Origin of the sequence: Streptomyces sp. XM83C (assembly GCF_023072675.1) — a bacterium.
Taxonomy (GTDB): domain Bacteria; phylum Actinomycetota; class Actinomycetes; order Streptomycetales; family Streptomycetaceae; genus Streptomyces; species Streptomyces thermocoprophilus.
The window spans coordinates 1-21,507 of sequence record NZ_JALLGL010000082.1 but is presented as its reverse complement, the minus strand read 5'-3'; the positions used below and the strand labels follow the sequence as shown (position 1 = coordinate 21,507).

The following is a 21,507-nucleotide window of genomic DNA, read 5'->3' as shown; positions in this document are numbered from 1 at the left end:
GGTCCTGTCGTCCGGCCTCGTGGGATCAGCTTGCCGCGAGGCCTTTCCTCCGGCCCGGCCGGCCGGGTGCGGCGAGGCGGTCGCGGGTACGGCGGAGCGGACGGATGGACATGGGTGTTCCCTGCTTTCGGACAGCGGGCCTTCTCGGCCCGCGAGGAAGGACTTGCGACGGGTCCGGCCGGCCGGGCCGGAGGAAAGGCCTCGCGGCAAGCTGATCGCACGAGGCCGGACGAAAGGACCCGCGGGAGACGGCCGGACAGGGCTCGGCGGAACGGACGCGTGAGAGGTGCGGGCCGCGCGGCGCCCGGCGCAAAGGTGCCGCGACGGGCATGCCGCGAAGGTGGCCCGCAGGAAGGGCAGGCCTGTGACCGGCAGGCCGGCGACGCGGCCGCCGGCCTGCCGCGCGACGGACTCGTGCGGCCGAGGCGGGCGGTGAGGCAGGCGCGCCCTACGGCCCGGTCACCGCGAGAGCCCGCCCGGAGGCGGAAGGTGAGGGGCCGTCGGACACGGCCCCGGGGGAGCGGCGGCCCGCAGCCGGCGTACCGGCCGCCGGGGGCGGCGGCTTACAGCGGGCGCGCCCACAGGTCGTACATGAGCCCGCTCCCGTCGCAGAACGGGTCGGCCCACCTGCCGGTGCCGACGAGGTCGGTCCCCGCGGCCGTGCAGGCCGTGAACGACCAGAACTTCTTGCCGGTCCAGACGGTCCCGGGCGGGCCGTCGAGCGGTGCGGCCGAAGCGGGGGCGGCGAGGGTCGCCGCCCCTCCGATGGAAAGGGCCGCGGCGGCGATGCCGGCGGCGATGCGCTGCTTGAGCGTCACGTCGCTTTCTCCTCCTGCTGGTTCGGGTCTTGCGGTTCCGGGCCGTCCGTCGTCTCGGCGGCGGCCGGTGAGAGGAGTCTGCGAGGGTGTGACAGATCGGTACAAGCCGGTCCCGGTCGCTTCCCCGATGTCGGGATTCCCGGGCCTCTGGCCTGCGGGGACGGGCAGGTCCCGGGACGCGGGGACGCCTCCCGGGACGGGTTTCACCAGGTGATGTCGACGGCGTCGATCTCGGTGTAGTGGGCGCCCTTGGTCAGACGCACGGTGTTGCGTCCGGCCCGCAGCTGGACGGTGGTCTCCACCGTCCTCCACTCGCCCCAGCCGGTGTACGGGTAGCCCACACTGCCCGCGTCGCGTCCGTTGACGGCGAGGGCGTGGCCGGCGCCGTCGGCGGAGCCGTTGGAGAACAGCACGGTGAGGGTGTGCGGCCCGGGCGAGGCCGCGAGGACGGTGAACTCGACCCAGCTGTCCGGGTGGTCGATCCTCCCGACGACACGGCGGCCCGACGCCTCGGGGGCCTCGCGGACGACGGCGTCGTGCACGGTCGCGGACTCGGCCTCGTACCGGACCTTGCTGCCGCGGACGACGGGCCGCCCGTCGGTGAACCCCAGCTCCGCCAGGTACATCACGCGGCGGGTGCCGCTCCAGCCGTGGAAGACGATCCGGTCACGGCCCTCCGGTCCGGTGACGACGTCCTGCCCGCCGGGGCCCAGCACCGTGCGGGAGAAGCTGTCGGTGGTCATCAGCGGCTGCGCCGCGTGCGTGTACGGCCCGGTCAGGTGCTCCGCGGTGGCGTAGCCGGTGCGGTAGGCGTCGTTGCTGTACGGGCCCGCCGAGTAGAACAGCACGTAACGGCCCTGACGGCGGACCAGGGTGGGTGCCTCCACGAGCTTCCCGTCGCCCGGCTCCGGCTCCACCTGCTTGATCAGTCGTACGGCGTCGCCGGTGGTGCGGGTGCCGTCGGCGTTGACGGGCTGGAGGTGGATCCAGGTGTCCATCCCGCAGCAGTTGCCGTCGCTCTTCCACAGCAGATAGCGCCGGCCGCCCTCGGTGTACATGGCGGGGTCGATCGCGCCGCCCTGCTCGGCCGGGCACACCAACGGCCCGTCACCGACGGGCCGGAAGGGCCCGTCGGGGGAGGCGGCGACGGCGACGCCGACGCACTGCTTGTCGCGCGCGGCGTCGCGGGCGGTGTAGTACATCGTGAAGCCGCCGTCCCGGGCGAACACCTCCGGTGCCCAGACCTTGCCCATGTCCTCGAGGGCCCAGCCGCCGAGCCGGGGCAGCACGTCCCGGTCGTCGAGGGTCCAGTGCGTCAGGTCACGGGAGGTGGCGTGCTGGAGGTGCTTGCCGGCCCCGTTGGTGGCGTACGCGTGGTAGACGCCGCCGGCCCGCACGATGTCGGGGTCGGCGAACTCGGCGTCGAGGACGGGCGTGCGCGGGGGTGCCGCCGCCGGGGCCACGGCGCACAGCGCGGCGGTGACGGCGAACAGTCCGATGCCGGTGGCGGCCCGGACCATGAGGCGGTGCAGTGACACGGGACTCCCCAGAGGACGTCGGGAAACGATCACTGCCCATGGTCGGCGCCCGCACCACACGCGCCCGGGCGCCACCGGCGTCGTTCACCCCTGGGAGCGAACACCGGGAGCGGCGCGTTGAGAACGGCTGTCCCTCGCTGTCCCCGGCCTGCCCCGGCTGTCCCGGCGCGTGACCCCGAGTCAGCCCGTACGGCGCCGGATCTGCATGCCGGGGCGACGGCGGTGCACGGTGAGATACGCCAGACCGTCACCGCCCGCCGTGATGCCGCGTGTGCTGCCGTGCGGCAGCCAGACCACCGCGCCCTCCGTCAGCTCCCGCGGCACCTCACCCCCGTCGAGCATGCCGTCGCCGGCGACTACCACGAGCAGCACGTCCAGATCGGGCTCGACATGCGGGGCGACCCGTGTGCCCGGCGCCAGACGGACGACGTTGGCGTCCAGTTGCCGGCCGCTCTCCGCCAGCTTCCACAGCGCTCCGGTCGCCTCACCCGTCGCGCCGCCCGCACCGAGCAGCTCCGGTACACGGCACGCCACCCGCGCCGACCCGCCCTCCGCCGGAGACGTCACCACGGCACCCCTTTCCGACCCCTGCTGATGGCCCACATTTATCACATGTAGCATCTGTGATAAATCACGGTCGACGGCCGTGGCCCGTTACGACACAGAACGAGGACGGACGGGAGGACGACGGACATGGTTCCCGAGAGCAGGCCCCCGCGGTCTCCGCGCCGCGGCGCCGTGCTGGACGCGCTGCGCACCGCCGACACACCGCTCGGCGTCACCGACATCGCCGATCGACTCGGCGTCCACCCCAACACGGTGCGGTTCCACCTGGACGCGCTGGTCGGCGAGGGCCGCGCCGAGGCCAGGACGGAAGCGGCGAAGGGCCGCGGCCGACCCCGGACGGTGTACGCACCCCTGCGCGGCATGGACCGCGGCGGCACCCGCGGCTACCGTCTGCTGGCGCAGATGCTGCTCAGCAGGTTCGACGCCGACGGTGACGCGGCGGGCGAGGCCGCGACCCGCGCCGGCCGGGCCTGGGGCCGCTACCTGATCGACCCGCTCCCGCCGTTCCGCGAGCCCACCGCGATGGAGACCACCGCCCGGCTCACGGCCCTCCTCGACGACCTCGGGTTCTCCCCGGCCGCCGACGGCAGCGACGACGACGCCCCGCCGCAGCGGCTGAGGCTGCGCCACTGCCCCTTCCTCGAACTCGCCGAGGAGTACGGCCACCTGGTGTGCCCGATGCACCTCGGCCTGATGCAGGGGGCGCTGGCCGCGCTGGACGCACCGGTCACGGCGACGCGTCTGGAGCCCTTCGCCGAGCCCGAGTACTGCCTCGCGCATCTCGCGCCCGTCCCCGCCGCCGCCCGATGAACGCCGCGTCCGCCGCCGTCGCCGCCGCGGCCGTCTTCACCTGGCTCGGCATGGTCCTGGCTATCTCCTTCCTGGAGGCGCCGCTGAAGTTCCGCGCGCCCGGCGTGACCGTGCGGATCGGGCTCGGCATCGGCCGGCTCGTCTTCCGCGCGCTGAACATCGCCGAGGCCGCGCTGGCCCTCGTCACCGTCGTGGCCGTCGCCACCGGGGCGCCGTCGGGAGCGGTCGTCGGCCTGACCGCGGCCGTGTCCGTCGTGCTCCTCGTGCAACTGGCCGTCGTCCGTCCGGGCCTGAACCGACGGTCCGACCGGGTGCTGGCGGGCGAGGACCTGCCGCGCTCGCGCAGCCACCTGGTCTACGTCGCCCTCGAGGCGGCCAAGGTCGCCCTGCTGCTCGCGCTCGGCGTGAGCGTGCTCGCGGCCTGAGACCCACGGCGGGCCGGCGCCGACCGTGCGCAGTCGCCGGTGCGTGGTGCCGCGGGGAACGCCACGTGGAGGGGACCGGCCGGGGACAGGACCGGCGGGAGAGAGGGCCGGGGCAGGGGCGCGCCCCGGCCGGATGCCCCCGGCACGCGCTCGCGGCGACGAACCGCACGCCCGCGGTCCCGCTCAGAGGCCCGTCCCCTCCGATGCCGTACGCGGGTCGTCGGCGTGCGCGCGCAGATACGCCTCCAGTGCGGCGGCGCCCTTCAGCATGGCCCGGCCCCGCGTGGAGAGCCGGCCCCGCCAGTCGCGCAGGGCGCCCTCCAGAGGCTCCAGCCCGCCCGCCGCCCGCACCTGGGCGATGAGCGGGGCGATCTGTTCCAGCAGATAGCCGCCCCGCCGCAGCTGATGGGTCAGGCGGGCGTCCCGCACCGCGGCCTCGTCGTACACGCGGTACCCGGTCCCGGGATCGCGGTGCGGCCGGACCAGCCCGGCCCGCTCCCACTTGCGCAGGGTGGCGGGCCGGATGCCGAGCCGGCGCGCCAGCGGCCCGATGAACAGGCCCGCACCGGCGTGCTCCCCGCCCGGCACGGACCGCGCCGACGCGGCGGGGTCCAGATCGCGCAGGGCGCTCTCCACGGCCTCGAGAGTGCGCCGGTCCTCCAGCAGCTGGGCATGGCTGGTGTCGATCAGCTGGAACGCCTAGTCCGCCCTGTTGCCCGGGTACGCGCCCCACTCGTGGCTGATGCCGTGCTCCATTGCCTCGTCGAGGGTGCCGCTGCCCGGTGCGCTGGATGCGCTCCCACAACGCCGGCCGGCCGGCGAGCAGGTCCGCTTCGCCGGCTTCGACGGCCCCCTGGAGATCACCGTCGCCGCGAGCCCGCGGCAGCCGCTCACCGCGCTCCGCTCCTTCCTCGCGGCCCGCCTCGACCCGGGCCTGCCCCCGTGCGCCGCGGACACCCTGGAGCAGCTGCTCGGCGCGGACGAGCGGTGGACCGAGCCCGCCGCGATGCTGGACCCCGCCCGCTCCGTCGGGCGGTCCGCCGACGCCGGCCGGCTGCGGCTGATCGCCGACGACCTGGCGACCCTCCTCGACACCCACCTGCCGCAGCTGACCGCGACCGCCTCCCCGGACGAGTGGGACCGGGCCCGCCTGTACGGCCGTACCGCGACCGGACTGCTGCGCTACCACGCCGCCATGGCCGACCCGTCGCCGTCCCGGATGACCCGGCTGATCGGGCTGCGGGACCGGATGATGGCCGACAACCTCCTCGCCCTCGCCGACCGCGGCCCCGTCCTCGTCCACGCGCACAACAGCCACCTCCAGCGGCACCTGAGCAGCATGGCGATGTGGGAGGGCGAAGTGACCTGGTGGAGCGCCGGCGCCCTGACGGCGGCGCGGCTGGGCGGGCAGTACGCGTACGTGGCGACGGCCCTCGGCACGCTCCGGCACCAGGGCGTGGAGCACCGCCGCCCGGCACCCTCGAAGGCCTGCTGTACGACCTTCCCGAGGACCGCGCCCTGCTCGACCCGCGGGAACTGGCCGCCGCTCTCGGCGCCGACCGTCCCGCGCCCCGCGTCTCCCTGGTTCGGCTGTGCCCCGCTCGACCCGGACCGCCTGGAGGACAGCGACGCGCTGCTGTTCGTCAGCGGACGCCGGGGAGAGCGGCCGGAGGTCCCGCGAGGCCTGGTCCGGAACCTCGACCGGCGACCCGGACGGACCGGCCGGCGCGCCGGTGGACGGGTGTCTACGGCACGGCCGGGGCCAGATCGGCATGGACGAGATCGTGGTCCGAGTACGACGTCCGGTGCACCTGCTGCGCCCGGGCCTCCAGCCCCCGCAGGAAGACGTAGTCGAACTTGCTCCGCCAGTCGGTCGTCGGCTCGCAGAGCCCGCCGGACGTGTCCGTCGGCGCGGCCGAGGGGTTGCAGCGCGTGTCCGCGTCGTCGGCCAGCTCCCACATCGGGCCGAGTTCGGGAGCCTCCGGTACGGCGTTGAAGTCGCCGAGGACGATCGCGCGGTCGTACCGGGCCACCGCCTCGGCGAGGACCTCGATCTGACCGACCCGGACCGACTCCTGGCGGCGCTGCGCGAGATGCGTGTCGAAGACCCGCACGGAACGGCCGCCCACCGTCGTGGTGACGGCGAGATACCCGCGGTCCTCCGACCCGCCGTCCGGATACTCCGCCCTCACCACGTCCGTCATCGGTGCCGCCGACAGCAGCGCCTGACCGAAGCCGCCCGGATGCCACGGCCAGCCGCCGCAGCGGCTCCAGTCCCGCAGCACCGGCCCGTACTCCACGTAATACTCCAGGCCGAAGCGGTACCTCAGATAGTCGCGGATGCGCCGCACGTCCTCCTCGCACGCCTCCTGCAAGGCGATGACCTGCGGCGCGTACGCGGCCAGTTCCGCCGCCTGGTCGGCGGTGCTCGTCTCGCACGGGTTGCACAGGTTCCACGTCGCGACCCGGCCCGGGACGACGTCACGTGCGGCGGTCGCGGGCCTCACCCCCGTGAACAGGGTGCCGCCGGGCGTACTGGCCCCCACGAGCACCACCATGAGGGCCACGATCACGGTGCCCGCGAGCAACCGCGTGTCCCGTCCGAGCACCGACCGCCTCCTTGACCTGGAACCCACGCCGTACGACCCGTGCAACCACGAGGTTATGGGACGGATGCGCCCACCACCCAACCCCGAAGATCGCTCCCGGCCGGGGGCTTTGCGCACCGGGCAGGCCCGACGGCGCCCCGCCGCGAGGGCAGGGGCGCCGTCACCGGGTCGGCCTCCCGGGCGCGTCCGCTGCCGCGAAGTCCGCACCCGCGGTCCGCTCACCGCTGCGGCAGCCCGATCGGGGCCGGATGCCCCGAACCCTGTCGTCCGATGATCGAACATGGTTGCCCGGATATCGCTCTTGACGGCGGGTCAGGCTCTCCCCGACCATTCAGCTCGCACGACCGCACCAGACATCGCACGGTCATCGCACATCCACCGCACAGCTCCAGCACGCCCCGCCCCCACCGTTCCCGCGGGGCGTGCCGCACGTTCCGGACCCCATCCCGTACGGAATCACGGAGCCCCACATGACTCTCCCCGTCCGCAACCGTGCCCTGACGGTCGCCGGCCTCGCCCTCGCCGGGCTGCTCGCCGGCGCCGTCCCCGGCGCGACCGCCGCCACCGCCGAGCCGGCCACCGCCGAGCCGGCCGCCGCCGAGCCGGCCGCCGCCGCGGCGCCCGACATCCCGGTGACCGCCGTCAAGCAGCACCTCACCGATCTGCAGTCCCTCGCCGCCGCCAACGGCGGCAACCGCGCCCACGGCCGGGCCGGCTTCAGAGCGAGCATCGACTTCGTGAAGGCCGAACTCGACGCGGCCGGATACACCACGACCGTCCAGCAGTTCACGTACAGCGGCACCACCGGCTACAACCTCGTCGCCGACCTGCCCGGCGGCGACCCCGACCAGGTGATCATGGTGGGGTCGCACCTCGACTCGGTGACCTCCGGGCCCGGCATCAACGACAACGGCTCCGGGTCCGCGGCGATCCTGGAGACCGCGCTCACCGTCGCCCGCACCGGCCATCAGCCCAGCAAGCACCTCCGCTTCGCCTGGTGGGGCGCCGAGGAACTGGGCATGGTCGGCTCCCGCTACTACGTGAACAACCTGCCGCCCTCCGCCCGGTCGAAGATCAAGGCCTATCTGAACTTCGACATGATCGGCTCACCCAATCCCGGCTACTTCGTCTACGACGACGACCCGGCCCTGGAGAAGGTGTTCAAGGACTGGTTCACCGGCATCGGTGTGCCGACCGAGATCGAGACCGAGGGCGACGGACGTTCCGACCACGCCTCCTTCAAGAGCGCCGGCATACCCGTCGGCGGCCTGTTCACCGGCGCCGGCCGCACCAAGACGTCCGCGCAGGTGCAGAAGTGGGGCGGCACCGCCACCGCCTTCGACCGCTGCTACCACTCCTCCTGCGACACCACCGCCAACATCAGCGACACCGCCCTGGACCGCAACAGCGACGCCATCGCCCACGCGGTGTGGACCCTGACCTCCGGCACCACGACCCCGCCCGCCGGCAAGGTCTTCCAGAACACCACCGACGTGCCCGTCCCGGACAACGGCGCCGCCGTCACCTCCTCCGTCGACGTCATCGGCATCACCGGGGCCGCGCCCGCCGACCTCGCCGTCGGCGTGGACATCGTGCACACCTGGCGCGGTGACCTCGTCGTCGACCTCGTCGCCCCCGACGGCACCGTCCACAACCTGAAGCCGTACTCGCCCTCCGACTCCGCCGACGACGTCCACGCCACGTACACCGTGGACGCCTCCTCGCAGACCGCCGCCGGCACCTGGAAACTGCGCGTCCAGGACCGGGCCCGCTACGACACCGGCTACATCGACTCCTTCAAGCTGACCTTCCCGTAAGGGACACCGGAGCGGGCCGGGCGGGCCGGACGACGACCGGCCCGGACCGCTCCCGACGGCGCGCCGTCCTCACCGGAGCCGGATCCGCCCGGAGCGGGTCCGGCTCAGTAGTTGCGCCACTCGTCCAGCACGTAGTCCAGCACGGCCGGCTCCATCAGTGTGCTCGCCCGCACCTTCGTCCGGCGGCGGTCGACGGGGAAGACGGCGGCGGCCCTCAGCACCGCGTCGTCCAGATAGCGCAGCCGCGGCGCGTCCTGCGCCAGCCGCAGCGGCGGGGGAGCGGTGCCGCCCGGCGAGGCCAGCACGAAACCCCAGTTGCCGAAGCTCGGCACATCCACCTGGAACTGGGTCGTCGCATACCCCGCCGACTCGATCGTCGTCACGATCGACCAGTACGTCTTCGGCGCGAAGAACGGCGACCCGCTCTGCACCATCACCCGGCTCTCCGGCGTCAGCACCTGCCGGAGCAGATGGTAGAACTCCACCGAGTACAGCTTCGCCAGCGCGGGCGTGTCCGGGTCCGGGAAGTCGATGATCACCGCGTCGTAGCGCTGCTGCCGGTCGCCCCGCAGCCAGGTGAAGGCGTCCGCGTTGACCACCTCGACCCGCGGATCGCTCAACGCGCCCTTGTTCAGCTTCCGCAGCGGCTCGTACTCCCGCGCCAGCCGGGTCATCGCCGGATCGAGTTCGACGAGCGTCGCGTGCCGCACATCGCGGTAGCGCAGCACCTCCCGCAGGGCGAGCCCGTCACCGCCGCCCATGATCAGCACATTGCCGCGCCGCCCCGACATGGCCGGATGCACGAGCGACTCGTGGTAGCGGTACTCGTCGACGGAGCTGAACTGGAGATCGCCGTTGAGGAAGAGCCGCATGTCCGGACCGCCGGTGAACGCGGTCGCCTCGGTGACGACGATCTCCTGGTACGGCGTCGTCTCCGCGTGCACGATCGGGTCCGCGTACAGATGCTGACGGGCGGACACCTCGATGTCCTCGCTGAACACGTACGCCGCGCCCAGCACCGCCAGCACGGCCGTCACCCCGGCCAGCAGCCCGGCCTGGACCCGCCTTCGGGTGTGCCGGCGGAAGATGAACACCACCACGACCACCCCGGCCACCGCGTTGACCGCGCCGACCACCAGCGCGCCCCTCAGCTGACCGAACGTCGGCAGCAGCACCAGCGGGAAGCACAGGCCGCCCACCAGCGCACCGATGTAGTCGACGGCGAACACATCGGCGACGGCGCTGCCGGCCTCCTGCCGCCGGATCCGCTGGAGCATCGTCATCAGCAGCGGTATCTCCGCGCCGATCAGCAGCCCCACCACCAGCGCCACGAAGATCATCGCCGGGGTGTAGATCTGCAGCCAGGCGAAGGCGAGATACAGCCCCAGCACGGACAGCCCGCCGACCAGCGCCAGCACGCCCTCCAGCACGGCGAACGCGCCCACGGCCCGGTGCCGCAGCGGTTTCGCCGCGAGGGAGCCGACTCCCATGGCGAACACCATCACGGAGATCACCACGGAGGTCTGGAGGACCGAGTTGCCGATGAGGTAACTGCCCAGCGCGGTCAGCGCCAGTTCGTACACCAGGCCGCAGGCCGCGCACAGGAAGACGGCGAACAGCAGCAGAAAGCGCGCACCCCGGCCGAAGCGGGGGGCCGGGGAGCGCGAGGGAACGGCGGGGGCCCGCTCGTCCACGGGGGTGACACTCATGCCGTACGGCCTAGGAGATCGCGGCGCCGACCATGAAGGCCGTGCCCAGGTACATACCGGCCTGGACCCAGGCGGCGGGGTGCGGCCGGTCACCGTTGTCGTCGAGGACGACGGCACCCATCTGGCCCGGAGTGAGCAGGCCGATCACGATGCCGACGACCGTCATCACCAGCACGCCCGCCAGCCCGTACAGCAGGGTGCTGAACAGGCCCTGGCCGAGGCCGTTCTCGGACTCGCTGGCCTTGATGGCCTCCATGATGACCAGGCCCACGGCGAGGGACTGGCTGCCCAGCAGAACGGCCGCGCCGCGGTTGCGGTCCGTCCACACCACATGGAAGAGCTTGCCGGGCGTGACGAGGTCCAGGGCGACGAAGCCGACGACCATCACGGCGAGGCCGACCGCTCCGTACAGCAGGGCCTGGCCGGCCGACTCGAAGATCTCGGTCACTGGGGTGCCTTTCTCGGGTGCGTCACAGTCGGACGGGAGCGGGGGAGGTGCGGGTGCGGCTCGGGGTCATTTGCCTTCGCCGGGGCCGCCGCCGCGGAAGCTCTGGCTGTCCGGGTCGGGCCAGTTGAAGAGGTGCTGCCGGTGCCGGTGGTAGCCGTTGCGGTAGTCCTCGATCGTGATGAGGCTGCCGGAGCCGTAGGGGGAGACGGTCACCATGTCGTCGCCGTACCGCAGGAACTCCGAGTTGTCGCCGGAGGCCCGGTCGAGCGCCGAGCGATGGTCGTCTATCTCGTCGGCCACCTGCGCCGGTGCGCTCGTCCAGTCCACCCAGCCGGTGTCGCCGGAGGTGTAGTGATCGCTGATCCAGTCGCGGGGCACGCCGTTCTCCCCGTCGCTGGAGCAGGCGGTGAGCAACACCGCGGCCAGTGCGGCGGCCACCGCTCCACGGACGAGTCGGGCGCTGTTCATCGGGCCTCCAGCCGCGTGTACGTCGATACGATCTGGCCGTGCTGCGGGTACGTGTGCCAGGTGCGCCAGACCAGGCCCGCGGCGGACGAACCGTCCGCCGTCTCGACCAGCACCGCGGTCAGGGCCTGGGGGGAACCGGGGAACACCCCGCACAGCGCGTGCTCGCAGCCCTCGACCCGGCCGAGGATCCCGTCCACCCGCTCCGTGAAATCGGCGGGAGCCAGACGGTCGGTACGGGCGCGGAAGCGGTACCGCCAGCCGGGCGGTTCCCGTGTGTACACCTCGGGCAGCCCGGTCACCGCGTCCCGCAGACACGCCACGGTCTCCCGTACCGGCCCGGCGAACACCTGGTGCGAGGCGCCCAGCAGCCTGAGCCGCACCTCCAGCCCGCCCACCACGACCGAGCGCTCGGCGAGCGCCGGGCGCTCGGCGAGGTCGAGCGAGAAACAGAGCTGATCTGCGGCCGTGTCCAGATAAGGGGCATGCAGGGAAACGGTCTCCACGCGGCCCCCCGGTCCGATTGTGCTACGAGCGGCGCTGAGTATGGCACACGTGGCTCATGAGCTTGAAAGGAGGCAAGAAGCGTCGCTCCAGGTCGCCGCTGTGATCCGAGTCACGCGAGAGGGCATCGTGTGCAGGCGGCGGCACGACGCTCCCGCGTACGGACCCGGCCCGTGTCCGCGCAACCGTCTGCGGCGTCCCGCCCCGACGGGGCGTCGCGGGCACGGGCCGGCCGGATCAGGCGGCGCGGTCGTACGTGAGGAACAGGGCGCCGCTGCCGAGGACCGTGTGGTCGGTGAGCGACCACGAGCGGGGATCGAAGGAGGCCTTGCCGGAGAACAGCGGGATGCCGTTGCCGACGGTGGTCGGCGCGACCTTCAGGACCAGCCGGTCGATCTCGCCGTACAGCGAGCCCGCCAGCTCGGCGCCGCCGACCAGCCAGATGTCCTTTCCGTCCTCCTCCTTCAGCCGGCGCACCGTCGCCACCGGGTCGTCCGCGACCAGCTCCACGGCCGGGCCCGGCACCTCGGTCAGTGTCCGGGAGAACACCAGATGACGCAGGTGCGGATAGGCGTCGTCCACACCGGCCGCGAGACCGATGCCGTAACTGCGCCGCCCCTCCAGCACCGTGTCGAAGCAGGTGCCCTCCGCGGTGACACCCAGCGCCTGCCGGGCCGGGCCGGGCAGCGTCTCCGGGTACGTGGCGACGAGATGGGCGATGTAGTCCTCGGTGATCGGCCAGAAGCCGTCCGGGCCGGTGGGGTCCCCACCGTCCGGGCCCGCGACGAAACCGTCCAGGGTGACGGCCACGAGATGAACCAGCTTGCGCACAAGGCTCCTTGAGTACGGGGTGAGGGTGCGGTGGGAGCACCGCCCGCGTGATCATCGCACCCGGACGGGCGCCCCGCACGCCAATTGCGGTCACGTGCACGGAGAACGGCAGGCGGCGACGCCACGCGCGCGTGCGTCTGCGCGGCCCACGGCGAAGGGCGCACGGGACCGGTCCGGCGACGCCACGCGCGTGCGTATCCGTCGGCCGGCCGCCCCCGTGCCGCCCATGCGTGCGCGGAGGTGCTCGCCCGGCCGGCCCCGTGCCTCGCCCCGCCGGGGTGTCCCGGCCCCGGACGCGCCGCGTCTCAGCGGTCCCCGCGCGGCAGTTCGTCGAGGGGTGTGCCCGCCGCCCACAGCCGCAGCAGACGGCCGTCGACGAGGCGAGTGTCGCCGCGCCGGGCGGCCCGCATCACCTCGGCGCGGGTGAACTCGCCCCGGTGGACGACGACATGACAGGACGGCTCGGCCTCGGACGGGCCGGGGTCCTCCCAGCCGCTCGTCTGCACCTTCGTCGCCGCGAGGCCCGCGTCCTGCTCGGATGCGTCCGACCGGAAGGACACATCGAGACTCCGGCCGCGCCCGTCCCGCGCCGACAGCCGCGTCCGCCCCCGGCGCAGCGTCAGATCGGCCACGCTCCAGCCGTCCCGCCGCAGCATCCGCGCCGTCGCCTCCACCAGTCCGCGGTCGTCCAGCCGCGCCAGCTCCCGCGCCGTGTAACGGCCCCTGCGGCGGCGGGCAGCCGCCCGCCCCAGGCGCAGCGCGACCGCGCCGACCGCCGTCAGGAGCAGAATCCCCCCGAGCAGTCCGGGCGTGCCGAGCGTGCGACGCACCACGCCGAGCAGCAGCACCAGCACCACGACGGCCACGCCGAGCAGGGCGAAGGCGGGCAGCACATCGCGCAGTTCGGGGCCGTACCGGCCCTGGGCGCGCAGCGCGGCCACCTGCTGCTCGCGGCGGGCCCTGCGGGAGCCCGCGCCCGCCCCGCCGTCCCGCTCCGCCGAGACCTGTGGTCCTCGCGTCTCCGCCATCCGAAACGCCCCGTCCCCGTCCCCTCGGTCTCCGCCGCGCGAAGTCCCCCTCCGCGCCGCCGACATCGGCCGTCGGTCTGCCGCACCGACGGTATCCCGGACACCGCTTTCCCCGTGCGGCCAGGGCAATGCCGCGTGCCGTGACCGCGCGCCGCCGGGGACGGCCGCCCCGGCCGCCCCGGCAATCCCCCGACCGGCTGACGTCCCCCTGTGCGGGTGATCGAACGGTGTGTCGCCGCGCGTGCGGGCCGTTCCCCTCAAGGGCTGCACCCGCGTACTCGGATCTCCGTACGACGGTTCGCTTGCCGCGACCCGTGACGACCGTCTCACCAGGGGAGTTGATGATGCGTCCAGTCGCCTTCGCTTCCGCAGGAGGTACCGTTGCATCCCGTCCCCGGCAGCACTCCCGCCCCGCCGGTAATCGAACAGCGGGCCCGTCGCGCCCCTGTCCCGCGCGGTTCCCTGTCCCGTCCGGGGCGCCCGTCCTGCGCCGCGCCCGCCGCCCGCACCGTCGTACGCCCGGAGCGGGGGTGGCAGGCATGACCGGCCGCCCGTCCCTGCCCTCGCAGCCGACCGCCTCGCCGGACCTCCCCGGCGCGTCCGCCCCGCCTCCGCCTCCGCCCGCCGAGATCACCTACACCGGGCAGCTCTCCGTCGATCCGATGGCGCAGATGTCGTTCCTCCGCCTGTGCGGGCGCATCCCGTCCGTGCTGGCCCGGATCGCCCGGATGTCCTGGGCCGTCGACCGCGCCGCCGTCGTCCTCCTCGGCGCCTGCCTGATCACCACGAGCCTCGCGGCGGCCGGCCAGCTCGCCGCGACGGCCGAGGCGATGGGCCCCCTGCTCACCGGCGGAACCGTGCGGGAGCGGCTGCACGCCGCGCTGCCCGCGCTGATCGTCGTGGCCGTCATGGCGGCCCTCGCGCGGACGACCGGGGCGCTGCAGGCCTACGGGGAACGGCGCATCACACCCAAGCTGACCACGGAGTCCGACACGGCGCTCGTCGCCTCGGTGTGCAACGTGGAAGCGGCCACCTACTACGAGAACGGCTTCCACGACCGGCAGGAGGCCGCCGAGATGGGCGTACTGCGCACCCATGTCATGGTGGGCGACGCCCAGCAGCTCGTGGCCTCCGTCGTCAAACTCGTCACCGCGGGCGGCGTGCTGTCCTTGATCGACCCGCTGCTGCTGCCCTGCCTGCTGCTGGCCGTCGTCCCGGCCGGCGTGGGAGCATCACCGCCCGTGTGGACCGCGAGATCCACTTCGCGAACATCGCCGACCGCAACGTCCGCGGGATGATGCGCTGGTGGGCCACCAGCCCGAAGTTCGCCGACGAGGTCCGCGCCAACTCGATGACGGGCTATCTCCTGCACTGGTACCGCACCCTGTCCCTGCGCGCCGACGCCCGTACCCTCGCCGCGGCCCCGCGCACCCTGCGGATCGCGCTCCTCACCTCGGCGTGCGGCGGTGTGTTCCTCGTCGGCACCTGGGTGGCGCTGTACTGGCTGTCGGCCACCGGACGGGTCCCGCTCGCGGACGCCGCCACCGCGGTCGTCGCCGTCCAGACCACGCTCGGCGCGCTCACCCAGGTCGTGCGCAGCGCCGGCTACGTCTTCCACACCAGCCTCTACCTCGGCGACATGGCCGACTTCTTCGACGAGGCCGCCCGCCGCGCCCCGCACCGCGGAACCGCCCGCGTGCACAGCCCCGTCGAGGAGGTCCGCCTGGAGGACGCCGTCTACCGCTACCCCGGCAAGGAACGGCCCGCCGTCGACGGGGTGTCGCTCACCCTGCGCCGGGGACAGATCCTCGCCCTCGTCGGCACCAACGGCTCCGGCAAGACCACCCTGACCCGGCTCCTCGCCGGCATCCTCCTCGCCGACAAGGGGCGCGTGACCTGGAACGGCGTCGATCTCGCCGAGACGGACGCCCGCTCCGTGTGGGAACGCACCGGCCTGGTCCCGCAGTACTTCGCCCAGTGGCCGCTCCGGCTCCGGGAGAACATCACCCTCGGCCAGCCCCGCACCGCCGACGACGGGCCCGTGTGGGACGTGGTCGACGCCGTCGCGCTGCGCGAGGCCGTCGAGGAACTGCCCGCCGGGCTCGACACCCTGCTGGCGCGGGAGATCTTCAGCGGCGTGGAGCTGTCCGGCGGCCAGTGGCAGCGCGTCGCCTGCGCCCGGGGGCTGTACCGCACCCCCGATCTGCTGATCATGGACGAGCCGACCAGCCAGGTGGACCCCGCGGGCGAGCACCGGATCTTCGAGACGCTGAAGGCGAAGGCCGCCGACCGCATCACGATCGTCGTCACGCACCGCCTGGAGAACACCAGGATCGCCGACCACATCATCGTCATGGAGGAGGGCCGCATCACCGAACAAGGCCGCTACGACGACCTCGCCCACGCCGGCGGCACCTTCGCACGCCTCCTCGCACTGTCCCAGGACCGCTGACGGCGCAAGGCCGCGTCGGCCCGCGCTCCGCTGCCGGCGCGGGCGCTCCCGCTCGCGCCTGCTCCGGTCCCCGCCGGGCCCGAGGCCGCGTGCCCGGTGTCCCACCGTCCCGACGGGCCGGCGCGGAGCGCGGCAGCGGCCCTCGCACGCGTCGAGGACCCCACCGCGCCGCTCCGCTCCCGGGCCCGCCCGCGACGAGCACGTCCGCCGGCACCGCTCAGCGGATCCGGGACAGCACCCGATACGTGACATGCGTGACCGTGCTCGCCACCCGGATCTGCGTCCGCTCCAGCTCCAGCGCCGGGACACCGTCGAAGAGACGGGTCCCGGCACCGAGCGTGAACGGGGCGATGTGCAGGCGCAGTTCGTCGATCAGGCCGGCGGCGAGGTACTGGTTCACCGTCGTCGCGCCGCCGAGCACCGACACATCACCGCCCCCGGCTGCCGCGCGCGCCCGCTCCAGCGCCGCCTCGACGCCGTCCGTGACGAAGCTGAACACGGTGCTGCCGGCCATCGGCTGCGGATCGCGTGGATGGTGCGTGAGCACGAAGACCGGGGCGTGGAAGGGCGGCTCGTCGCCCCACCATCCGTTCCACGGCCGGTCCCACGCGCCCCGCACCGGACCGAACATGTTCCGGCCCATCACGTACGCCTTCGCCGCCGTCATCCGGTCCAGTTCCGCCCGGTTCTCCTCGCTCTGCTCGAACATCCAGCCGTGCAGCCGGCCGCCCCAGCCGTCCGCGCCGTCCTCACCGAACGGCCGTTCCTCGCTCTGGCCCGTCCCGGCCGCGTACCCGTCGACCGTGACCGTCAGGTCGCAGGCCACCCGGCCCACCGGTGTGGTCATCGCTCTGCCCTCCTCCGGGCACCACCCGTCACAGGATCTCCCGTCACGAGGTGGACCGCATCCGGCTCGGGAACTCATCGCCCGCGCCCCGGCAGCCGCCGTCAGCTCCCGGGCCGGTATCGCATCCAGACCACTGCATACGTCTCGCCGTCGCGCGGCGGCCGGGTCCAGGAACAGGTGGTGAACCGGTGCAGCCGCCCCCTGAGCAGGGCGTGCCGCGGCAGCCGTACGCCGAACTCGGCGGCGATCGCCTCCAGCAGCGGCCCCTCCGCCGCCGCGTCCTCCACGGCCCCGAAGAAGCGGTCCGGGTCCAGCGCCGCCGGTATCCGCCCGCTGCGGCGGATCTCCCCGCCCTCGTAGGTGAAGGCGTACAGCTCCGCCCCGGCCCGCGCCACCGACAGATGGAAGTACGGCTCTCCGAAGCTCGTCCGCAGCCCGCTCCACACCACCACGGCACGGCCGTCCGCGCTCGCGGCGACGGCGGGGGAGACGAACCGCTCCCCGTCGAAGCGGCCGGGCTCGTCGTCGAAGGCGAAGCTCCAGCGGTCCCCGGCCCGGCCCACCGCGACCAGCGCACGGTCCGCGAAGGACGAGAACCGGGTACGCCCCGCCCGGAACCGCTGCCGCGCCTCGTACATGTCCATGGGCACCGTCAGGGCCGTGCCCTCCGGGCCGCCGTCCTCGGCGCCGTCGGCCCCGGCCGTGTCGGGCTCGCGCACCGCTCCCTCCTCGTCGTCCGGGTCGGCGAGCAGCAGCGGCAGATCGCCGGGCGCGACGTCCTCCACCAGCACGAACCGGTAGCACCTGCGGTTGTTGCCCGGGTCCGGCTCGGCGAGCCACGCCAGGCCCTCCGGGGCGCACGCCGCCGTCACCGCCGGCCGCTCACCCTCCTGCCCGGCCCGCGGCGTGGCCAGCAGCTCACGGCCCCGCTCCTCGGTGAACAGCGGCCCGAGCAGCGGATCGGCCAGCCACCCCAGCGGCGCCAGATGGTCCGGCCCCAGCGGCTCCCACAGCGGCAGCGCGTCCCGCAGCGTGCCCCATGCCCCGTCGGTGTCACCCCACCGTGCCTGCTCCCGCGCCCGCTCGACGGCCTGCCCGAACGGCCCGCCCGGAGCGTACCGGTACGCCCCCGCCCGCACCCGCGCCAGCATGGCGTACGCCGACGACATCAACTCCTCGTCGGCACCCCGCAGATGGAAACGCAGCGTGGAGTCGTCGCGGTAGGAGTGCGCCGCGTGCTCCGCGACCAGCAGCGGCAGCAGCTCCGGGGCGTACCGCCGGTCGGCCACGAGACCGTCGTAGTACACCATGTACGTCCGCCCCAGCAGGCGCAGGATCTGGTCGCGCAGCCCGGCCGCCCTCGGCCTGCCGTACCCCGCGGCCTCCTCCAGTGCGGCGAGCGCCGGCTCCCAGCGGCCGCACAGCGCCTCCTGACGGGCCGCATCCACCTGCGCGTCCAGCCGGCGCGTCGTGTCGTTGACGAACTCGGGCCCCCCGTCCGCCGGATTCGCCCGCAGCGCGTGGAACTCGCGGTGCATGTCCCGCATGAACGCCCCGAACCCGGCGTACCGCTCCGGGGGTGCGGCTCTCCAGCCCGCCCACGAGTACACGGCCCACTCGCCTTCCGCGTCGACGTCCTCCGGGTCCATCAGCACATACATCGCGTCCGATTCGACGTCGATCCGCAGGCCCCGCCGCCACACGCGCGCGGCGGCCACCTCCTCGGGACTCGCGTCCTCGTCCAGACACTCCTCGAACGTGTCCGCCAGCCCCGCCTCGTCCTCGTGCCAGTGCACCTCGGACGTGCCCGCGAGCCGCCAGACGAACCCGCCGGCGTGCCGCCACCCGTCACTGACCGTCAGGAACGCGCGGAACGACGGCGGGAAACGGCACCCCAGGCGCCGCTCCGCGGCCACGATGCGCTCCTCGGAGGCGGGCTCGAACCCCAGCCACCGCTCCCGCCGGGCGCTCTCGTCGTCCTCGCCCCGCACCTCGTCCGCCGGGAGCGAGTCAGCCCATTCCGCGCTCCAACCCAGCAGGAAAGAAAGCCAGTCGAATGCCGTCGTCTGCGTCATGCCTGCGATGCTGCCACCCACCACTGACAACGCCGTCCGCCGCCCGCGGACCTCGACGGCGCCAGCTCGGTCGGTACGGCCGGTTCTGCCGAGAGGGTGGCCGACGGACGGGCTGTCGCGGGAAGATGATCGCCATGACGGATGAGGCACCCCGCATCGACTCGACCAGGCCCAGCATCGCCCGGGTGTACGACTACCTCCTGGGCGGCAAGGACAACTACGCCGTGGACCGGGAGATCGGGGACGTGTTCAAACGGGACCTGCCGGGTTCCGTCGCCATCGCCTTCGCCAACCGGGCGGCCCTCACACGCGCGATCCGGCAGATCGCCACCACCACCGGGATACGGCAGTTCGTCGACCTGGGCAGCGGTCTGCCCACGGCGGACAACGTGCACCAGGTCGCCCAGCGGCACGCCCCCGACTCCCGCGTCGTCTACGTCGACACCGACCCGCAGGTCCTCGTGCACGGGCGCGCGCTGCTGGAGGAGAACGACCGGACGCGTTTCGTCATGGCGGACGTCCGCGACCCGCGGGCCGTGCGCCACCACGTCGACACCACATCGCTGATCGACTTCGACCGGCCCGTCGCCGTCATCTTCAGCGCGATCCTCCACCATGTGAACGACGACGAGGACCCGGCCGGCATCGTCCGCTACTGGAGCGAACAGGTGCCCTCCGGAAGCCACTTCTTCCTCAGCCACTTCCGCTCCGGCGGCAACGAGGAGACACGCGAGGCGGAGAGGGTCCTGCAGCAGACCTTCGGCCGTGGCCGCTGGCGCACCGACGAGGAACTCGCAGCCCTTCTCGACGGCCTGGAGATCCTCGAACCGGGCATCGTCCCCGCCCCGCTGTGGCGGCCCGAGAGCGTCGACACCCCGTGGGGCAGCGGCGAGGAACGCGAACTCACCGTGTGGGAGCACCTGATCGCAGCGGGCCTGGCCCGCAAACCGTAGACCGCCGAAGCGCCTACAGCCGGTACACCTGCCCGGTCTGCGCGCCCTCCACCGACCGGACGTACGCCTCGGCCACCCGGGCCGACGGCACCGATCCCATGCCGGGGAAGAAGTCGCCGTACACGTCCAGGGACTCGGTGAAGACGTTCGGGGAGACCGCGTTCACCCGGCGCGGGGCGATCTCGACCGCCGCCGCCCGCACGAAGGCCTCGACGGCGCCGTTGGCGAGGGCCGCGGCAGCCCCGGTCACGATCGGCTCGTGCGCCAGCACACCGGTGATCAAGGTGAAGGACCCGCGTTCGGCGACATGGGCGAGGCCCTGGCGGACCAGTTCCACCTGGCCGAGCACCTTCCCGGTGAACGCTGCCCGCCAGTCGTCAGGACCGAACTCCGCGAGCGGCTTGTACGGCACCGTCCCGGCCGCGCTGACCACCGCGTCCACCGGCCCCGCCGCCTCGTACAGCGCCGCGATCCGCGACGGATCGGTGATGTCGTACCGCAGCTCACCCGAAAAGCGGCCTACGGTGCGGACCGTGTGGCCGCGCGCCGTCAGCGTGTCGTGCAGGGCGCGGCCCAGGGTGCCGCTCGCGCCGATCAGAAGGACGGTCTGCCGCCGGTTCGTCATGCCCGCCACGCTAGACCGGCCCCCAGCACACCGGGAAATGCCGCCCGTGCACCGCTTATGCTTGCCGGTCATGAATGTGGAGCTGCGGCATCTGCGCGCCCTGGTGGCCATCGGCGAGGAGGGCACGCTGACCGACGCCGCCCGCGCCCTGCACCTCACCCAGCCCGCCCTTTCCCGCACCCTGGCCCAGCTGGAGCAGCGACTCGGGGTGCGCCTGGTGGAGCGGACCACACGCAGCCTGCACCTCACCGAGCCGGGCCGACGGCTCTGGGAGGACGCCCACCGCCTCCTCGCCCTGCTCGACGACGCCCTCGCCGACGCCACCGGCCGGCGCGCCCCGCGCCCGCTGCGGCTGGCGTTCGCCTGGGCGGCGCTGGGCAGCCACACCGTGCCGCTGCTGCGCACATGGCGCGAGCGGCACCCGGAGGTGCCGGTGGAGATCCGCCGCGCCGACGATCCGGCGGCGCTGCTTCGCCGCGGCGAGGCCGACCTGGCGTTCCTGCGGGTCCGCCCGGCGGGCGACGACCAGCGCATCCAGCACCGGGCTCTGACCCGCGAGCGGCGCATGGCCGCCGTACCGCTCGGACATGCCCTGGCGGACCGGACGGATGTGGCGCTCGCCGAGCTGCGCGGCGAGACGGTGGCACTGTGCGCCACGGCCGCCACCACCGGCGCCGACCTGTGGCCCGCCCACGCCCGGCCCCGCACGGTGACGGTGCCCGGCGTCGACGAGTGGCTGACCACCATCGCGACCGGAGCCGCCGTCGGCGTGACCGCCGAGGGCACTGTCCATCAGCACCCGCACCCAGGGGTGCGCTATCTGCCCGTACGGGACGCGGAACCGGTCACCGTGCACCTCGCCTGGCCCGCTGTCGAGGTGCATCCCTCGGCCGCCGCGTTCCGCGAGCACATCGCGCACCACCTCACCGAGCGGAACCCCGGGGCGGGCGCCTGAGACGCGGCGGGGCGCGTGGGGTGCGGTGGGG

Annotated in this window: 18 protein-coding genes and 3 pseudogenes; 7 read left to right on the top strand and 14 right to left on the bottom strand. The window is 73.6% G+C overall.

Annotated elements, in window-relative coordinates; all coding sequences use genetic code 11:
* Positions 1–563: 563 nt before the first annotated feature.
* The 3 genes from MTQ10_RS12140 to MTQ10_RS12125 form a co-directional block, all read right to left on the bottom strand.
* Positions 564–818 (bottom strand): hypothetical protein, encoded by a 255-nt coding sequence (locus tag MTQ10_RS12140; protein ID WP_247465942.1) that lies wholly within the window; start codon positions 816–818, stop codon positions 564–566.
* A gap of 203 nt (positions 819–1,021) precedes the next feature.
* A complete protein-coding gene (locus tag MTQ10_RS12130) occupies positions 1,022–2,356 on the bottom strand; it encodes a family 43 glycosylhydrolase (RefSeq protein WP_308404560.1) in 1,335 nt (444 codons plus the stop codon).
* A 180-nt stretch (positions 2,357–2,536) separates the two neighbouring features.
* Positions 2,537–2,923: a cupin domain-containing protein gene (locus MTQ10_RS12125; RefSeq protein WP_374117597.1), complete on the bottom strand. Its 387-nt coding sequence runs from the start codon at positions 2,921–2,923 to the stop codon at positions 2,537–2,539.
* A gap of 126 nt (positions 2,924–3,049) precedes the next feature.
* Between MTQ10_RS12125 and MTQ10_RS12120 the strand changes: the two genes are divergently transcribed.
* Together MTQ10_RS12120 and MTQ10_RS12115 are read left to right on the top strand one after the other, a co-directional pair.
* Entirely contained in the window at positions 3,050–3,733 is a 684-nt protein-coding gene (locus MTQ10_RS12120; RefSeq protein ID WP_247465941.1) for a helix-turn-helix transcriptional regulator, read from the top strand.
* Positions 3,730–4,158, top strand: a complete 429-nt coding sequence (locus tag MTQ10_RS12115; RefSeq protein WP_247465939.1) for a hypothetical protein — start codon at positions 3,730–3,732, stop codon at positions 4,156–4,158. The genes MTQ10_RS12120 and MTQ10_RS12115 overlap by 4 nt, the downstream gene beginning before the upstream one ends.
* A 183-nt stretch (positions 4,159–4,341) precedes the next feature.
* Here MTQ10_RS12115 and MTQ10_RS12110 read toward each other — a convergent pair.
* Positions 4,342–4,857: pseudogene (locus tag MTQ10_RS12110) on the bottom strand (TioE family transcriptional regulator); the annotation flags it as partial.
* An 83-nt stretch (positions 4,858–4,940) separates the two neighbouring features.
* Between MTQ10_RS12110 and MTQ10_RS12105 the strand changes: the two are divergent.
* Positions 4,941–5,803 (top strand): annotated as a pseudogene (locus MTQ10_RS12105) (erythromycin esterase family protein); the annotation flags it as partial.
* 100 nt (positions 5,804–5,903) lie between these two features.
* Here the strand turns inward: MTQ10_RS12105 and MTQ10_RS12100 are convergent.
* Complete coding sequence (locus MTQ10_RS12100) at positions 5,904–6,767, bottom strand: endonuclease/exonuclease/phosphatase family protein (RefSeq protein ID WP_374117596.1); 864 nt, start codon at positions 6,765–6,767, stop codon at positions 5,904–5,906.
* Between the two features lie 470 nt (positions 6,768–7,237).
* Between MTQ10_RS12100 and MTQ10_RS12095 the strand changes: the two genes are divergently transcribed.
* Positions 7,238–8,584, top strand: coding sequence for a M28 family metallopeptidase (locus tag MTQ10_RS12095; protein WP_247465938.1), 1,347 nt, complete (start codon positions 7,238–7,240; stop codon positions 8,582–8,584).
* A 104-nt stretch (positions 8,585–8,688) separates the two neighbouring features.
* Here the strand turns inward: MTQ10_RS12095 and MTQ10_RS12090 are convergent, their stop codons facing one another.
* The 6 genes from MTQ10_RS12090 to MTQ10_RS12065 all read right to left on the bottom strand — a co-directional run bounded on the left by MTQ10_RS12090 (position 8,689) and on the right by MTQ10_RS12065 (position 13,569).
* Positions 8,689–10,293, bottom strand: coding sequence for a polyamine aminopropyltransferase (locus MTQ10_RS12090; protein WP_247465936.1), 1,605 nt, complete (start codon positions 10,291–10,293; stop codon positions 8,689–8,691).
* 10 nt (positions 10,294–10,303) lie between these two features.
* Entirely contained in the window at positions 10,304–10,741 is a 438-nt protein-coding gene (locus MTQ10_RS12085) for a DUF350 domain-containing protein (RefSeq protein ID WP_247465934.1), read from the bottom strand.
* Between the two features lie 66 nt (positions 10,742–10,807).
* Complete coding sequence (locus tag MTQ10_RS12080) at positions 10,808–11,209, bottom strand: DUF4247 domain-containing protein (RefSeq protein ID WP_247465932.1); 402 nt, start codon at positions 11,207–11,209, stop codon at positions 10,808–10,810.
* Positions 11,206–11,712 carry a DUF2617 family protein gene (locus tag MTQ10_RS12075; RefSeq protein WP_247465931.1) on the bottom strand — a complete coding sequence of 169 codons (507 nt, stop codon included), beginning with the start codon at positions 11,710–11,712 and terminating at the stop codon, positions 11,206–11,208. The genes MTQ10_RS12080 and MTQ10_RS12075 overlap by 4 nt, the downstream gene beginning before the upstream one ends.
* 235 nt (positions 11,713–11,947) lie before the next feature.
* A complete protein-coding gene (locus tag MTQ10_RS12070) occupies positions 11,948–12,541 on the bottom strand; it encodes a dihydrofolate reductase family protein (RefSeq protein WP_247465929.1) in 594 nt (197 codons plus the stop codon).
* A gap of 305 nt (positions 12,542–12,846) precedes the next feature.
* Entirely contained in the window at positions 12,847–13,569 is a 723-nt protein-coding gene (locus MTQ10_RS12065) for a hypothetical protein (protein ID WP_247465927.1), read from the bottom strand.
* 539 nt (positions 13,570–14,108) lie between these two features.
* Here MTQ10_RS12065 and MTQ10_RS12060 point away from each other — a divergent pair.
* Positions 14,109–16,021: pseudogene (locus tag MTQ10_RS12060) on the top strand (ATP-binding cassette domain-containing protein).
* Between the two features lie 217 nt (positions 16,022–16,238).
* Here MTQ10_RS12060 and MTQ10_RS12055 read toward each other — a convergent pair.
* Both MTQ10_RS12055 and MTQ10_RS12050 read right to left on the bottom strand, forming a co-directional pair.
* Positions 16,239–16,868 (bottom strand): dihydrofolate reductase family protein, encoded by a 630-nt coding sequence (locus MTQ10_RS12055; RefSeq protein ID WP_247465925.1) that lies wholly within the window; start codon positions 16,866–16,868, stop codon positions 16,239–16,241.
* Between the two features lie 101 nt (positions 16,869–16,969).
* Positions 16,970–18,943, bottom strand: coding sequence for an SMI1/KNR4 family protein (locus MTQ10_RS12050; RefSeq protein WP_247465923.1), 1,974 nt, complete (start codon positions 18,941–18,943; stop codon positions 16,970–16,972).
* Between the two features lie 134 nt (positions 18,944–19,077).
* Between MTQ10_RS12050 and MTQ10_RS12045 the strand changes: the two genes are divergently transcribed.
* A complete protein-coding gene (locus MTQ10_RS12045) occupies positions 19,078–19,896 on the top strand; it encodes an SAM-dependent methyltransferase (protein ID WP_374117595.1) in 819 nt (272 codons plus the stop codon).
* Positions 19,897–19,909: 13 nt separating this feature from the next.
* Here the strand turns inward: MTQ10_RS12045 and MTQ10_RS12040 are convergent, their stop codons facing one another.
* Entirely contained in the window at positions 19,910–20,521 is a 612-nt protein-coding gene (locus MTQ10_RS12040; protein WP_247465919.1) for a short chain dehydrogenase, read from the bottom strand.
* A 70-nt stretch (positions 20,522–20,591) separates the two neighbouring features.
* Here MTQ10_RS12040 and MTQ10_RS12035 point away from each other — a divergent pair, with 70 nt between their 5' ends.
* A complete protein-coding gene (locus MTQ10_RS12035) occupies positions 20,592–21,476 on the top strand; it encodes a LysR family transcriptional regulator (RefSeq protein WP_247465917.1) in 885 nt (294 codons plus the stop codon).
* The last annotated feature ends 31 nt before the right edge of the window (positions 21,477–21,507 follow it).